Annotated in this window: 9 protein-coding genes; 2 read left to right on the top strand and 7 right to left on the bottom strand. The window is 40.5% G+C overall.

Features of this window, described 5'->3' with window-relative positions; translation table 11 throughout:
- Positions 1-241: 241 nt before the first annotated feature.
- Positions 242-427 carry a hypothetical protein gene (locus DMI82_RS19100; protein WP_110104278.1) on the bottom strand — a complete coding sequence of 62 codons (186 nt, stop codon included), beginning with the start codon at positions 425-427 and terminating at the stop codon, positions 242-244.
- Positions 428-545: 118 nt separating this feature from the next.
- The gene (locus tag DMI82_RS19095) at positions 546-8,303 is read right to left on the bottom strand and encodes a SpaA isopeptide-forming pilin-related protein (RefSeq protein ID WP_110104277.1); all 7,758 of its coding nucleotides are present in this window, start codon (positions 8,301-8,303) and stop codon (positions 546-548) included.
- 400 nt (positions 8,304-8,703) lie between these two features.
- On the opposite strand from DMI82_RS19095, the gene DMI82_RS19985 reads away from it, so the two are divergent.
- On the top strand, positions 8,704-8,850 hold the full coding sequence (locus tag DMI82_RS19985) for a hypothetical protein (RefSeq protein WP_158526523.1): 147 nt from the start codon (positions 8,704-8,706) through the stop codon (positions 8,848-8,850).
- A gap of 187 nt (positions 8,851-9,037) precedes the next feature.
- Here the strand turns inward: DMI82_RS19985 and DMI82_RS19090 are convergent, their stop codons facing one another.
- The 4 genes from DMI82_RS19090 to DMI82_RS19075 form a co-directional block, all read right to left on the bottom strand.
- Positions 9,038-9,850 (bottom strand): nucleotidyl transferase AbiEii/AbiGii toxin family protein, encoded by an 813-nt coding sequence (locus DMI82_RS19090; RefSeq protein ID WP_110104276.1) that lies wholly within the window; start codon positions 9,848-9,850, stop codon positions 9,038-9,040.
- Positions 9,851-10,393 (bottom strand): type IV toxin-antitoxin system AbiEi family antitoxin domain-containing protein, encoded by a 543-nt coding sequence (locus tag DMI82_RS19085; RefSeq protein ID WP_110104275.1) that lies wholly within the window; start codon positions 10,391-10,393, stop codon positions 9,851-9,853.
- A gap of 204 nt (positions 10,394-10,597) precedes the next feature.
- The gene (locus tag DMI82_RS19080; protein WP_110104274.1) at positions 10,598-11,527 is read right to left on the bottom strand and encodes a leucine-rich repeat domain-containing protein; all 930 of its coding nucleotides are present in this window, start codon (positions 11,525-11,527) and stop codon (positions 10,598-10,600) included.
- Between the two features lie 149 nt (positions 11,528-11,676).
- Positions 11,677-13,359, bottom strand: a complete 1,683-nt coding sequence (locus tag DMI82_RS19075; protein ID WP_158526522.1) for an RNA-guided endonuclease InsQ/TnpB family protein — start codon at positions 13,357-13,359, stop codon at positions 11,677-11,679.
- 134 nt (positions 13,360-13,493) lie between these two features.
- Between DMI82_RS19075 and tnpA the strand changes: the two genes are divergently transcribed.
- Complete coding sequence (gene tnpA, locus DMI82_RS19070) at positions 13,494-13,952, top strand: IS200/IS605 family transposase (RefSeq protein ID WP_110104279.1); 459 nt, start codon at positions 13,494-13,496, stop codon at positions 13,950-13,952.
- Between the two features lie 137 nt (positions 13,953-14,089).
- Here the strand turns inward: tnpA and DMI82_RS19065 are convergent, their stop codons facing one another.
- Positions 14,090-14,944, bottom strand: a complete 855-nt coding sequence (locus tag DMI82_RS19065; RefSeq protein ID WP_110104272.1) for a leucine-rich repeat domain-containing protein — start codon at positions 14,942-14,944, stop codon at positions 14,090-14,092.
- Positions 14,945-15,386 lie beyond the last annotated feature (442 nt).

Raw genomic sequence — 15,386 nt, 5'->3', positions numbered from 1 at the left:
TGCGAAAAAAATCTCCGCATGAGATGCGGAGATAAAAAAGTCGTATACGATATTTTTATTTTTTATGCGCTTTCATCTCGGATATAGAATAACCGAGGATTCCCGCTTTAAATCCTAAATTATTACGGCCATCTTTGTTTGAGATATTTGGAAAAGATAAAACCATTAGTTTCTTTTACAGAAAAGCTAATACACTTTCTGATAAAGAAATTCTTAAAATGATTGCTGCCAGGAACAATCGTTATACTGTACCAGGTGGTAAATAAAAATATTTTCGTTTTTTCACCATTTTATACATACGCTTATTTAGGAATAATACTTGATTTTTTAGCGGGGTTCCTTCTATTGTGTCGCAGCATATGCCAATTATTCCATTACGTAATACCTCTACCGAATGAACCTTTGTCACATACACTTTGAATTTCATATCACATCTCCTCCTCACACTTACACAAGAAGCGCACGTTTCCGTGCGCTTCTCTTCTTATCTTTTATTTCTTTTTTTCTCTCACCACTTCATATCTTTCGTGGCTATCCATTTTTAGTTACTTCCTGCGTCTCTTATGTTTCCGAGAATTTAACATCCTCTTCTTTCTGGTATCCATCAGGATTAATCCAGTTCCAAGAACCGCAAGTGTACCAAATCCGATAATACCGTACTTCCAGTCTCCTGCTCCACCAGACATCGGCATCTTGAACGTCGCAGAGTTTACTACCTCAAAGGTGCAGTCATAGAATTGCCACTTATTCGTAGCCGCATCCCATGTTGCTTTTGAAGTGTCTGCCTTGTTCTTCGCAGCCTCTTCTTTCGTCATTGTGATTGGAAGCGTTACAGTAATCGGGTCTTTCAGGAGTGTATGTCCTGAAGTTGTTTTTGTTTCTGTTATCTGATACTCGCCCTGGTCAAGGTTATCAAATACAACATATCCATTTGCGTCTGTTGTTCCGGTCGTAGTTCCGCCAACTTTCAGCAGTCTGGTGAATCCATCTCGTGCTGTCGTAAGTTTCTCTGCTTCCTTTATGAACTTCAGTTCAAATGTTACACCTTTCAGAGGTGTTTTTCCGTCAACATCATACTTGTGGATAGTAATCTTACACGGTTTCAGCTTATTGATTGCCTCAAGCGTCATTGTCGCATTTACTCCGGTCGTCAGATATTTTGGCGTGCTGTCAACAACATATTGTCCAGGAGCCTTAATCTCTGTTATCTTGAGTTTTCCGCCGATTGGGATGACTACTTTTCCGTTGTATGTATAAAAACTGTCGCTCTTATATGCTGTGTCTGTGTTCAGATGGGTATTATCCATCTTTACGATACCGCTTGAATCAGACGTCAGATACCAGGTTTTCTTTGTCGTGTTATCGCTGTCAACAAATTCCACTTTAAATAACACACCATTGATTACATTATTTTTTTCACTTTTTTTCGTGATTTGGAATTCATTTTTTGTGAATACAGGGTCATCGCTGAATGTTACTGTAAGGTCCTTGCTTGCGTCATTCGGCATCGTAACCTTAAGCTTCTGTGAAGCCGGTGTTGATATCGCATGTCCGGCAGGTGCCTTTGTCTCAGTGATTGTGTATTCAGCAGTCTTATTCGGAAGTTCTAATGAATTAGAGATTCCTTTTGCATTTGTTTTTAAAATTCCTTTGAATGAGCCGCCGTCCGTGATGGAGAATTCAGCCCCTTCAAGTGAGTATCCGCTTAAACCGAGGATTTCGGAAGCGGCTTTTGATTCCTTGTGTACGGTTACGGTGAGTGGCTTAACCGGCTCGTTTATGATGCCGGATTCTGCACCAAATATTTTGGTCTCGCCGTATTCGTTTTTGCAGGTATCATATCCCTTTCTTGCCCAGGTCTGCTCGTAAACGGTATCGGAAAGTTTATAGAACTCAGGTGCCTTTGTTTCTTTACAATACAATTTGTATTGTGCAGCAGTTCCATTACCGTCGATATCAGCAGTTTCCACGAATACTGTATTTGACCAGCCGTCAGTACCGGTTACCATGTTTCCGACAATCTTTGTACAGTTTTTGTCTGCATAGACCGTGAATTCGGCTTTGGCAAGCGGTCTACCATTCATATCAATCTTCTTTGCTTTAAACTGAAGACGCCAGGTTTTAGAGTCATTTGGGACTCCCGAAGTAGGGCCGAACGGTTTTGTCTCACCAATTACGTCATCTACCTCACTGCCGTTACCTTCATCTCCATCGTCTACATTATCACCCGTATTTCCGTCTCCTTCGGTCTCTGCGTTTGCTGTCTCTTCCTGTTCAGCAGCCTTTTTGATTTCCTCGTATTTACTTCTATACCATGTTTGGCTATAGACAGTATCAGAAATCTTGTAGCCGTCAGGGGCCTTCGTTTCTTTACAGTATAACGTAATAGAAGTATTCTTCCATGGTACATCGTATGACATAGAGTCAGACGTTCCGCCTTCCAGCGTTTCGAGTTCTCCTACGAATGAAGCATTGCTGCAGTTTGAATCTGTATATACTCCAAATTTGGCTCCTTTCAGACCATGCTTAAAGCGGTCAACTTTTTTAATATTCATCAGGATTGTCCAAGCAGAATTGTCATTGACGATACCTGATTCAGGGCCAAAGTATTTCAGCTCTCCATCAGGGGCATCATCGGTTGTCGGTTCTTTGTAATCTTCATAATTCCATGTTTGGTTATATACAGTATTATCAATATCGTATCCTTCTGGAGCCTTTGTCTCTTTGCAATACAGAGTTACTGATTTTGTTGAGAACTTCGGCTCATAAGACAATGTCTCGGTATAGCCTGTCTCATCTGTTTCAAGGTCTGCTATCTTGGAATCGTCGCTGCAGTCTTTGTTTGTATATACACTGAACTGTGCTCCGGCGAGAGGATTCTTCTGGTTATCAACCTTTTTAGCCACATATCTTAATGTCCATGAAACTTCTGGATTTATTACACCAGACTCCGGACCGAAATTCTTTTTCTTTCCTGTTCCCTGCTGGGATGAAGGTAAAGCCTTATATTCATTATACGTCCATGTCTGTTCATAGATTTCAGCGCCTCCGTTTGAACTGTCGTCTTCATCACCCGAACTGTTTGGCGAACCTATCTGGTATCCTTCCGGTGCCTGCGTTTCTTTACAGTAGTATGTGACGGAAGGCACACTGAAAGCTGCTTTTAGTGTCTTTACCGGTGTCAGTCCATCTTTTCCTGTAGTCAGCTCAAACAGTGCGTTTGTATCAGTTTCTGCATCGCCTTTACTTGCGTAAACGCTGAACACGGCTCCGGCAAGCGGTGTGCCTTTGTCGTCTACTTTCTTTACCTGCATGGAATAATTCCAGCCGGTCTTTTTGTTTATGATTCCTGTCTTGTCTCCGAATGTCTGGAGTTCGCCAGGCGTGTTCTCATCTTTTGCTTTTAAGGCATTGTAAGCTGTCTTAGAGAATGTCTTTGCGTAGATTGCGTCTGACAGCGCATATCCTGGAGGAGATGCGACTTCACGGCAGTATAGTGCGTAAGAAGGGATATCTTCTTTCAGCCACTCTGATGTATATATATCCGTGTAGCCGTCGGCCTTGGTCTTAAGATATGCCAACGGAGTTCCTTTTGCTTTTGCAACCGCTTCTGTCAGATATAAGCCAAACACAGCCCCAGCCAGCGGCTTGCCATCCTCGTCTACCTTAAACGCTCTTGCGCGGGCTTTCCATGCGTTCTTTGTCTCATCATTTAACGCAATATAGTTCGCATTGGTCAGCCTTGCCACCACACTGGTCCATGTATCCACATCAGTGTCCTTGGCTGGTGCCACAACGTCAATCGGAATGACAGTTGAATCTTTTTCATATCCATCAGGTGCCATGACTTCCTGTATATGTAGTGTACATACCGGAAGGAAGCAGTTACCCGTTGTTGGGTTTTTGAATAAAGGTTTACTTTTTCCTTTATATGCATTTTTTGCAGCTGCGCTTGCGTACTTACTGTTATCTACGAGATGTGCTTCGTCATAGAGCATCTCTCCTTTGTTATCTGTACAGAAATACCATGTACGTTTTACACTGTATGTTGTTCCGTTTCGTCCACTGTATTCACTGTAATTAACTTTGAAGATTGCTCCTGCAAGAGTTTCTTTTTTAACATTTTTCTTTGTTAACAGTCTTCCTTTCCATGTAAATGGGATATCTCTTACATAGCCATCGCCGGACATACGCACTGCGTTTCCTCTTTCGTCTTTTGGGACTGCGCTGGAAAGGTCTGTTGTTTTACCAGGACTAATCTTAATCGGGCCATAAACAATTTTTATATTGCTTGCAGTTCCACTGATTCTTCCTTCCTCTCTTACGTAATATGTACCAGCCCATAGTGCAACGCTTCCTGTTGCTTTCTCAACTTTTGCATTTTTTTTGATGCTTATTACGGCATTGTTTCCGTGAATATCTTTAGCATGGGTCCTACAGTCTTTCTTTGTATATACAACAAAGTGTGTGTTCATATTTCCGATTCGGCTTGTACTCTTTACTACGGAAGAGAACAAATCGATTTTTTTCTTTACAGTCAGGGTTCCGGGCCGTGGCGGTTCCGTCGAATTGACTGTAGATGTCTGGTTTGATTTGACTTCAACTTTATGCGGTGTTGTGTCAAGCCCATATCCCGGAGACGCGGTTCGCTCTTTAACCCAGTATGTTCCAGTTCCTATTGTCACTGTAACGATACCGCTCGAATCTGTCTTAACTGTTTTTACAAGTTTTTTGCATGCACTATCGGAATATATACCGTAAATAGCGCCTGTTAGTTTGTAGCTTCCATTGCCTTTGATGGCAGTTGCGTTTCCTGAAACCTTGTGTACTTTCAGTTTTCCTGTCGTAGCCCTCACTCTTACCTTGAATAAACCAAAACCGTGCTGGTCAGCACACTGGCTGGTATAAACAGCTAAAACTACGTACGGATTTGAACCTGTACCTACTTTTACGACACGTGCCCAGATTTTTGCTGAGTACCAGTTACTTGTTGGGACAGAACCGTCAGAGCCAGGCATATCTGTATGCGTACACTCCATCGCCATATTGGTTTCCCATGGATATTCGTTGAATTTAATATCCGTGCAGCTGATAGATGGAATTTTTATAATAAATGGATATATTGTTCCGTTAAATGGCTTATATACACTGCTGTCCTGTAAGAACTGACTATCGGCTTTATTTCCATAAAAAACGAAGTCAAGCAATGCGTTTTCGTAAGTAGAATCGCTTCCCGTCTGTCCGCGATATGCCGGCAAGGCATTTTGGGACTGGTGGATTCCTGCCCAGTCATCGCTGGATGCTTTTTCTGGATATAAGAGCTTGATTGCGGACTGAAAAGCATAGCCGCGGCTCAATTTGCTTATATTTGCACCGATGGCCTGTGAATTGATAGGTTCCATTTCATCAAGTGTCTGTTTTGCTGCCATCATTCCAGGTTCGACATCTGGTGCATTTTTATCTTTCACAGCGTCCACCCATATAGACTGTATAACTGCTGATGAAAAACCAAGGGTCAGCATGCCGGTCTTTGAATCGTAAGCATAGAACTTGCCATCTACCGGGAAGCCGTTTGCTGTAACGAGCATAGTATTTACATCCATATTCTTTCCAATCTGAACGGACATTCTCTGGTTAATGATATCAGCCCCGCTTATTTTTGACTCTGTTTTTCCGTTTTCTTCTTCTGTTGTAGCAATTACTGAAGAGTTCCATGTGTTTTTGATATCAAAATCTTTTATAGAATACAGAATCTGTGTCTGAATATACTGGACATAATACTTTCCATTTGCGTCATAGTACGCAGATTTTGGTATATATAAAAGTCCGGTTTCTTTATCAAAATAGGTATCTTCAACCTTAGAACCGGTTGTGTCGTTTAAGGCAATCTGGTAATCAATCGCAGTAGCCCTCTTGTCGTTATGCATAACATCAGCAAACGCTACAAAATACTTACTGTCTTTACCCAGCTGATAAACAGGTACTCGTCCCGTCTGTTGTGTAATGAATCTAAAATCATCACCAGACATAAGTGTATCAATTGTCTCTCCCTTGTTCAGCTGGTCAGCAGAAGCAATTGTAGCATCCACGTCCATTACGTTTACCATTGAGAGCTGGCCTTCTCCTACATACGCAGAATCTGCATGCTCTTTCACGTATTTTTCAATAACTGGGTCATAGATAGTATCGCTTTCTTTGTCTACTGAGATATCTTTGTCTACAACATCAACATCGGTATTTTCATTGGCTACGTTTTCAAAAAATAATCCTGATTTATCTTCGACAACTGCCTCAAGTCCATTTTTTGAAATATATCCGCTGAATTTTGCTGCTGCTTCGGATGTAGAATCTGCAACAACATAGAAATCAACAAGTTCTCCATAGTTTGAATTAGTTATCCGGATTCCATCTTCTGTCGCTGCACCGATAACGTATGCATCCTCGATTGAGCCGGGAACGTATCCCGCAACATCTTTTCCATCATTACCGGCAGCGCCAACAACTGTGATGTTGTCATCAATAGCCTTCTGGATTTCTGCTTCAATAACACTTGTTGCAAGTGTTTTTGGAGAATACATTGACAGGTTGATAATATCTACATCTGAGTTAATTGCATATTCGATAGCTGAGACGATTGCCGAATAAGAACCGTAGCCATCGTTGCCAAGTGCTCTGATTGAAAGAATCTGTGCTCCTGCATTTTGTGATACGATATTGCTTACCATGTCATCGCCATGCGTTCCACCGTTTAATACATCATCAATAAGAGACACACGGTCAATCACATTTTTGCTTTCGGATGCGCCAGTATCAATCAGGGCAATGACTTTTTTGTCATTATTCTGCGCAGCAGTCGAACAATCATCATTGCTTAACGCTGCAACTGCATTTTCATTAGATGGAGTTGCCTCTCCTTCCGATTCACTTGCTGCTGCAATCTTTGCGTCCGGCTCTACTGCGTCCACGTGTTCTTTGTAATAGCTGTACGCCGTCATTGCCTGCTCAGCACTTTCATACTGGAGCAGGTAGATATCACCATAAGAACCAATCATATGCTCCTTGTCAATGATATCATTTTCATCGTCCGTCATGACCAGCAGACGCGCGGAAGAGAAGTCATCCTTGTTTAATCCGCTTTCGGCATCTGATGTATCAGTGAAATGCTCAGCGGTGTCCGTATCGGTGGTATCTGTTTCAGCAGAATCTGCCTCGGCATCCTCTTCTGCCACATCTCCAGCATCTTCTTCTGCTGTTTCTGCTTCGGAACTGTCTTCAGCATCAGCCTCATTTTCAACCGAGTCCGCATTATCTGCTGTTTCAGCCGTGCTGTCGTCAGCCGTGTCTGCGGTATCCTCATTATCCGGGGCTTTATCCTCATCTGTTTCTGCAACGTTGCTGTTTTCGTCTGTGCCTATTTCAGTCTGAGTCTGGCCATCAGGTGAAACGTAAACATTGTCGTTGACCGTCAGGTCTCCGGTGCTGTCACTGCTGTCTTTTGCATCCGCATTAGTGCTGCTGCCATCGGCAGTCTCTTCGTTCCCATCTGTTTTTTCAGTCTCATCTGTTGATTCGTCCACCGTCAGGTCACCCGTCTCGGCGGAGTCCTCTGTTTCTGTCTTTCCGTCCTCTTTTACTTCTTCTTTTTCAAATTCGACCTTAACGGTCACGTTTGAATCCATAAATACCGGATATTCAAATTCCCCGGTAATTCCATCGGTCTTTTCATCAAAACCGGATTTTTTTTCCGTATCTCCTTCAACTATATCGTAAAGTTTCAAGATATATCCTTCATCTGCATCTGCCTTCACATTTGTTACACTGTCTGCTTTTACTTCGTAAGCATATGTATAACTGTTTTTTGCTGCATCTTCGCTTGACACGAGGATATCGTCTTTGTCGTAAACATCAATCCGCATTTCATCGGTCTTTCCGTCGTCGGATTTATGATTGGCCAGTTTCACGGTCTGCTCGTCATCTTCATTTTCATCGATGACAACTTTACCGCCGGATGTCTTCAGGTTTATAAGCAGAAACTTTGTCTCTGCATCCTTTTCAGTCTCTGTGCTGTCTGAATCGGTGCTGATAATTGTCTTAGTCTCACCCTGGCTGGCATCTGTCGTTGTTTCTGTAACAGTATCCGTTCCGTTCACATCTGCGGCATAAGTCAATACCGGAGATGCAATCGTTGTTGCAGCAGTAACCGTAGCAAGCATGCTTGATGCGATTTTTGCCGCGATAGAACGTGAAGATACTTTTTTCTTTCTTCTCCGGTCCGGAGGGTTATAGCATTTTTTGTCTTTCATTTTTTAGTCTCCTTTTTATGATTTAAACTGCATACGCAGTCGTTGCTTCATTACAAAAAGGATTCCTATGGCTTGTTCATTAATGATTGAAAAAGCACGGCCATCTTCCGGCTTTGCATCCAATCTTGTTGTTGAATCGGCATTTTAATTCACCTCCATTTTCGCAGATATTCAGTTGTCAGGTACTATATCTCCAAAGCAATACGCTTTTTTTTCAAGATACGAGTTTGCGGTGTACCGCAATGTTCAGGGGTGAAATCTTACTCCCTATATTTAATATGCAAAATAAAAAAAATTCGGAATGTTTTTTTTTGAAAAGATTTTTAAAAAAAACCTGACATGCTGTCCCTGAATGCGAAAATGTGGACATATAGCAAGAAGAAAAAAAAGAGAGACAACTATGGCAAATGCAATCGATGATGGATTCGAAATCAAGAAAGATGATGAGAACGACCAAAAGTTTGGGACTTACGAATATTTCGGAGCATCGTCGACGGACGAGAAACCGCGGTCAAACTTGTTTGCCCGTCGATTTGAAGGTAATTGATAACTCGCCTGCTTTGCAGGACTCGTTACCAGATTAAAAATGATAACTCAGGCTTAACGCCTTCGTCACCAATTTGCGCAGCAAATGCCAAGCGAAGCCGTAAGCCTGAGTGCAGAGAATAAATATGATATCTCCCCGGTCTTGCCGGGAGTCGTTACCAAAATCGCAAAATTAAGAGCCCGTTGTTTTAAGCAACGGGCTCTTCCAGTGATACAATAAATTCTATATTTCGAGTCAACGCTTCTTCAGTTGTAATATCTAGCCAATTTTTTTCTGATGATTTCGCGTTGTTTTTAAAACCAATATTCGTGAAAACACGTCGAATACGTTTTGTCAGTTCAGCATACGTGGAGACTGGTAACGATTTGTCATTAAATATGTAATGTTGAATACAGGTTTTTAACTCTTCGATGTTAACGTTATCCAATAAGAAACAAATATCAAAAACGTCTTTGTATCTCGTCGAGCGTGTACCAAATCGCAGGAATGATTTTAATTTTTCTGTTAATATTTGTTCTTTTGAATTCATTAACAAACTCGCTCCATCTTTCTGAAAACAGATATCAAAACAATACTCTTCCTGCTTGATATCCAGGTCTTTATGTACGCCAATATCCAACTTACTTTCCAATGTATTTCCGTAGTCATCCGTGATTGTAATGAATACTCTTTTTCCTTGGTAGTCTTTGTGCTTTAGTGTAGCAATTGGTGGTTTAATTGTTATATTAACACCAATTGCTAATTCTATCTTCCGTAAGAATTCAGTAATTGAGTCATCGGAAATAGAGTATTTGATGAAATCCAAATCGGCGTCCTGGGTCGCCCTACGGTCATTATGAGAAATATTTCGCATTACGACCCCGCCTTTGATAGTTACTGACCGACTTAATCCACTTGCAGCAATTCCTTTCAGAATGATGTCTTGACAAATCCTTGCGTTTGCGTCGTCCTCGTTATATCCCTTAGACTTTAGTTTTTCAGCCTCTTCTCTTACGTTCATCTACATTACCTCCATCTGTATTGTGCTTAAGATTTTGTCTCCGTTTTTAAACAACATCGCATAGTCTTCAACTTCAAAAAAATCAAGCTCATCTAAAATATTTCTGTATCCAGAGATTATTTCCTTATAATAATCCAAAGGATATCTTGAGCGAAATCGTATTAAATCAACAAGTAACCGTTCCTTGCTGTATATTCTGATTATTGTATTTTGATATTCCATATTCGTTATTCCAAATTCATATATATTATCTTTTGCGAAGTTTTGTTTTATTGTTTTACTTTTGATTCTTGAATCTTCACGTTTGGTCGTGAGTATATATTTTTCTGAAATTACGTCTGTTAATCCATAGTAATAATATGCACTGCTTCCGGAAAATACTGCATTTGGATATTTTACGCTTATAACTTCAAGGTCAGAGCAAAATCTAGTATCTGAATATAGCCCCTTTTCTTTTTGAAATAGTTTTCCTTCTTTTATTTTTTTCTTTATTTGATAATCTGTACCGTATATCTGTAAACACTGTGCGTATGTCATTATCATAATATCACCTCCGAATTTGAGCAAAAATACACATAAACTTATCTCGTGTGTATTTTTGCTTAAATATATTATATTTGATTTGCTTCTTGTAGTCAAGCAATTATACACACGAATTGGGATGATGTGTATGATTACTGAAATGTCTTATTTTTTTGCGGCTCATTTCTCCGCCAAAAGTTTGAAAAAAGCACGCTTTTCGCGTGCTTAGATTTTGAGTTTCGTTTTCTTTTTCTTGTCCATGGAATTTAAGATATAAGCGGCTGCTGTGGTCAGGCCATTATCAAGAGCCGCCTGCATGGCATAGTTTAATTCTTTCTCATCCATGATATCCATCTTAACAAACTCTGTCATGAGATAGTCTTCCTTTTCTTTTGTCAGTATCTGGCAGCCTTCTGTCGCATGGCTTTTGAGGTACTGCAAAGCACTTTTGTCTTTTTCCAGAAAGTAGAATTCCATTGCTGTTAAGAAACTACATTTTGCATCATTCATATTGTGGCGGAGAAATCCGTTTAATGTCCATCCATTATTACCGAAAGCGATATCTTCCTTTGGCATTCTTTCATCCAGGCCCTCCAGAAGAGCGTTAAACGCAATCCTTCCCAGTAGTGTCTTGCTTATCGTGTTCACGTATCTCGGAATAACGATTTCTTTTTTGCCGGCAGAAATTTTAAGTGTCATGTTCCTGCGCCTTTTTGTAAACACCTGCTTCATCTTGGCAACGGCTTTGTCCGCATTCATGAAGTAATAAGTCCTGGTACAACTATTTACCAGTCTAGAAAATACTTGACATGCTTTAGAAAATACTTGAAATGCTTCTGCCTCCAATTCAAAAGCGGAAGCAAACGAAATCTCCTGAAGATTTACGCATCCGTTTAATACACAGTCCCCAATTTCTTCCAGGTTATTTCTTCCAATGACAATACGTTCCAGACTTTCGCAACGCATGAAAGCCTTATCGTAGATTCTTTTTATTGAACCTGGCAGAACAATTTCCTCTGTTTTGCTGCCAAAGAACGCAGATGGACCAATCATAGTCACTCCGTCTTCTACTACAATTTTCTTTTCATCCGGGCAGTAACACTTCACCAATAACTTATCAGTTATATTCTGAATATACTCGAACTTCTTTTCCATTTTCTTTTTTTCCTTTCTTAGTGTTTTGTATATTTGTGATTGACCGACGGGCAACCAAAGGTTGACCGCGGCTTCTTTGCGAGGCCAAAAAGCGCCTCGCAGGACTAACACTATCCCTCTATCCCCTGTTACGGGGATTACCTTTTTATCTACGCAGCATGTTTATCCTGCGTCTTATCCATCTTATTTGCAATCCATACAGATTTACTTTTGCCGAAAAGCTTACGGTATTTCATACGGCTCCATTTTCTATACTTATGACAGGCCTTACTTCCAAATCCTGCTTTATGGTAACGGTATCCATCAGGTCTTTCAGATATGGTCTTGGCATTGTTATACAAGTCTTTATATCCAATCGCAAGTGTTGTCTCATACAGATATGCAAAATCTTTTACATTATCAAAAGCATGTGAGTATTCTTTGCGTAAGATATTTGATGCTCCATTGATATCAGCATTCATAACGGTCCCGTTTCCAGACCTGTACAATCCGCGGTGGATTCTTTTACCTGAAAATTGATATTTAACATCGTCTCCCTGCCTATATGTCGGGATATCGTCCATATCCAGCAGACTTGCCCTGGAAGCGTAACTTTCTTCTCTGACAATTACGGCGATACCACACTTAGCAGCAACCGTTTTTAAAATTGTAATGAATTTTAAATATGGAATCGCCACAAAATGCTGATTATTTTTATCTCCTAGAGTGATTTCCTGTTTCTGACCTTCATTATATCCCATTACAATCACTTCTACCCCGACAGCCTGTGCATATCTACAGACATACCATGCGCATTTATAAAAGTAATCACGCATAAAAGAATCACGTTTTTTACTTAAAGTATTTAGCTGTTCGCTATATTTTACAGAATGCTGGCTGTCACTTCCTTTTGTAAGGGCAGACAGTAGTGCTGACCGTCGTTTATTAAATCTCTGATTCACGGACTTGACAGCTCCGCCTTTGATGACAAAAGGAACAGCTCCGAAATTATTTGAAACGCCTAAAAAGTTGTTTACTCCAGGGTCAAGACCAAGAATTCGCTCAGGGTTTACTGGCGGTTCTACTGCCTTTACATTATCGTCAAATGTTACCAGCAGACAATATCTTCCGTAAACTGGCTTAATCTCGGTTTTTACATATTGCAGCCCTTTATATGTGGACGTCTTACCAATGCAGAATCGTTCTTTCTGATTAACAAACTGAAGATATGACTTCCCGTCTTCTTCCTTTAGTTTCGCTACCTGTTTTGAAAACCATGCAGTAGATTCTTCTGTATTCTTGTATCCTGGAATCTTTGGCTTTCCCGTGTAGCCTGCCGGATTTGTCTTGTATTGTTTTAAAGATTCAAAATATCCCTCCCATGCAGCAATTACTTTCCGGATGGCATTTTGGTTCACCTGGCTGTTCATCCTTTTATACACCGGATTGTCTGTAAATTTAAAAATAGCATCCAGTGTGTTGTACGACAAAAACCACTTTTTGACTGTTGGATATTGAAATGGTTCCTGGCTGGCGAGAGAATAAGCAATGACAGCACAGTTCATACCGCCAATCTGAGCAAGTTTCAAATCCTCAAACTTCTTTTTCATTCGCTTCTGCCCAATGGCTTCATTGGCTTTCTGGATACCTGTAAAAACATAGTGCAGTACTTCAGTCTCCAGGTGCGTGCGTTCTTCTGGAGACTTTTTGATACCAGTCATTGTATTCCGGATATAGAAATTGGCAACATTATACATGCACTTGAAATCTGCGGTGTTTGTCTTAAAGTACTGACAGAACGCAGCGTCTTGTTTATTTTTCTTAGGGTTGATTATCATTTTCCATGTGCGCATAATATATGCCTCCTTTCTTCTAAAAATACATTGACTTAAATTTAATAGATAGTCCTTGACTATGTTTATATTATACCATATACTGTAAGCATGGTCAAGTTGACTTAAATTTGATTTGTGAGGTGATTTTTGATATGGAATATAAGAAAAAGGCACACTCTGTATATCTGATGACATACCATCTTGTTTTTGTTACAAAATACAGGAAACCGGTGATATCTGATGAGATTGGTGATTTTATGAAAATACTATGTTCTGAGATATGTAAAGAACATGGCGGTGAATTGATATCTGCAGAATCGGATACAGACCATCTGCATCTGTTGATATCCATGCCGCCACAGGAACGGCCGTCAGATATCATACGTGTATTGAAAACGCAGACATCTAAGAAGATACATTTAAATACAGAATATGACAAATATGTAAGTCAATATTTGTTTGGTGACGTATCTTTATGGAGCCCGTCTTATTTTATTGCAACTACAGGCGGAGTTACATTAGACAAAATCAAAGAATATGTGGAATCTCAGTGCACAGAATACCATAAGCGTAAATATGAGAAGACTGGCAGGTATAAGAAGAAAAAATAAGACCGGCGCTTACATCCGACGGACAACCTGACGCGTAAATCTAAGTAATACGCATCAGGATTGGCCGCGGTTTTACGCGCCATTGTGATAATATGCGATATTTATCGGCAACAAAAAAGCCGCAGAAAAGCCTGCGGCTACAATGCTAATTCGGTTTTGGCCTTCAGTCCTCTTTTTCTCATCTGGTCCAAGATATATGCCACCGAAATAGGCATGTTCTTTTCGGAAGCCCATTGCAATGTTCTCTGTAAATCTTTATCAGACAATAGACCAAGATTAAGATACATTGCCAACGTCTCATCATCAGCTTCTTCGGTCATGCGTTTTGTGATTAATGTTGCATGGATTCTTAGATAGTCTTCCGCACATTCCAGGTTGTCCATAACATACCATTCCGTGGCAACACTTACTCTGTTCTGAAAATCAGACAGGCAACTATGAAGATTACGATATTCGTAATAAGCGTTCCCGTTTTTGGTTAGACAGTTATACGCTGTATCAGAAATCATCAGCCTATGAAGGTAACTACAGATATATCGCGGAAGGCGTACACTCCTTCCATTGCATGTAAGAAGAAATGTCCTCTGCGGCTTTCCAGTTCTTAGGAATCTTTTGAGAACATCGTATTTCTTTTCTGGGTGCGGATAATATACAGCGTCTTCTTCCCGAATCAGACTGTACAGTAAAGACCGAAAGGCAGAGTCCTCTTCCGATTCTATCGGTTTTGTCCATACAATCTCCTGCACTGGTGAACCTAAAATAATGTCGTCATCACAATATTCCAGGCCCTTTCCAAAAACAATCTTTTCCAATTTTTTGCAGCCGGCAAACGCGCATTGCCGAATGGATTCCACGGAGTCTGGAAGGATGATTTCCTTTGCAGCACATCCACGAAAGGCAAAATCTCCGATTTCTGTAACCCCATCTTCCACAAAGATAATATCGCTTTCAGTATCTGTATTTCGCACAAGCATATTATTGTTTTCTTCCATTTTTTAATTCCTTTCTTTGTCCTTTTGCCTACAACATGCTGGATTTATCGACAAACAAAAAAGCCTGCTGCCAAACGGCAGCAGGCTTTCAGACATTCAGAATACTTCTTTTTTCTTTTTTCGATGATTCTTCCAGGATATATGCCCTTAACGTAGCATCCTTCACTTTCTGTAAAACATATTCCAGCATCTCAGCGGTTACGATATCAGTTTTTATCAACTCCAGCAGCGTTTCTGAATCATTTCCTCTTGATAAGAACTGAATAATATTTTTCCATCTTTTTTTAATTTGTTCTTTTACGCTTTCAGACGCACCACGTTTATTTGTGAACTACTCGGCAATTAAATTACCGAGCATCTGATGTGCGGAGCCTGGGCCCCGTAGATTCAGGGTGGGTCCATACCACCACTACTGTTTTTTACGCAGCTACCTTTAAAACAT

Source organism: Blautia sp. BCRC 81119 (assembly GCF_003184505.1).
In the GTDB taxonomy this organism is placed as follows: domain Bacteria; phylum Bacillota; class Clostridia; order Lachnospirales; family Lachnospiraceae; genus Blautia_A; species Blautia_A fusiformis.
The sequence above is the reverse complement of the archived record's forward strand: the minus strand, read 5'-3'. Positions and strand labels throughout refer to the sequence as shown.

Coding starts and splice junctions, on each gene's coding strand:
- DMI82_RS19100 (WP_110104278.1), bottom strand. CDS start 427: ATGAAATTCAAAGTGTATGTGACAAAGGTTCATTCGGTAGAGGTATTA.
- DMI82_RS19095 (WP_110104277.1), bottom strand. CDS start 8,303: ATGAAAGACAAAAAATGCTATAACCCTCCGGACCGGAGAAGAAAGAAA.
- DMI82_RS19985 (WP_158526523.1), top strand. CDS start 8,704: ATGGCAAATGCAATCGATGATGGATTCGAAATCAAGAAAGATGATGAG.
- DMI82_RS19090 (WP_110104276.1), bottom strand. CDS start 9,850: ATGAACGTAAGAGAAGAGGCTGAAAAACTAAAGTCTAAGGGATATAAC.
- DMI82_RS19085 (WP_110104275.1), bottom strand. CDS start 10,393: ATGATAATGACATACGCACAGTGTTTACAGATATACGGTACAGATTAT.
- DMI82_RS19080 (WP_110104274.1), bottom strand. CDS start 11,527: ATGGAAAAGAAGTTCGAGTATATTCAGAATATAACTGATAAGTTATTG.
- DMI82_RS19075 (WP_158526522.1), bottom strand. CDS start 13,359: ATGCGCACATGGAAAATGATAATCAACCCTAAGAAAAATAAACAAGAC.
- tnpA (WP_110104279.1), top strand. CDS start 13,494: ATGGAATATAAGAAAAAGGCACACTCTGTATATCTGATGACATACCAT.
- DMI82_RS19065 (WP_110104272.1), bottom strand. CDS start 14,944: ATGGAAGAAAACAATAATATGCTTGTGCGAAATACAGATACTGAAAGC.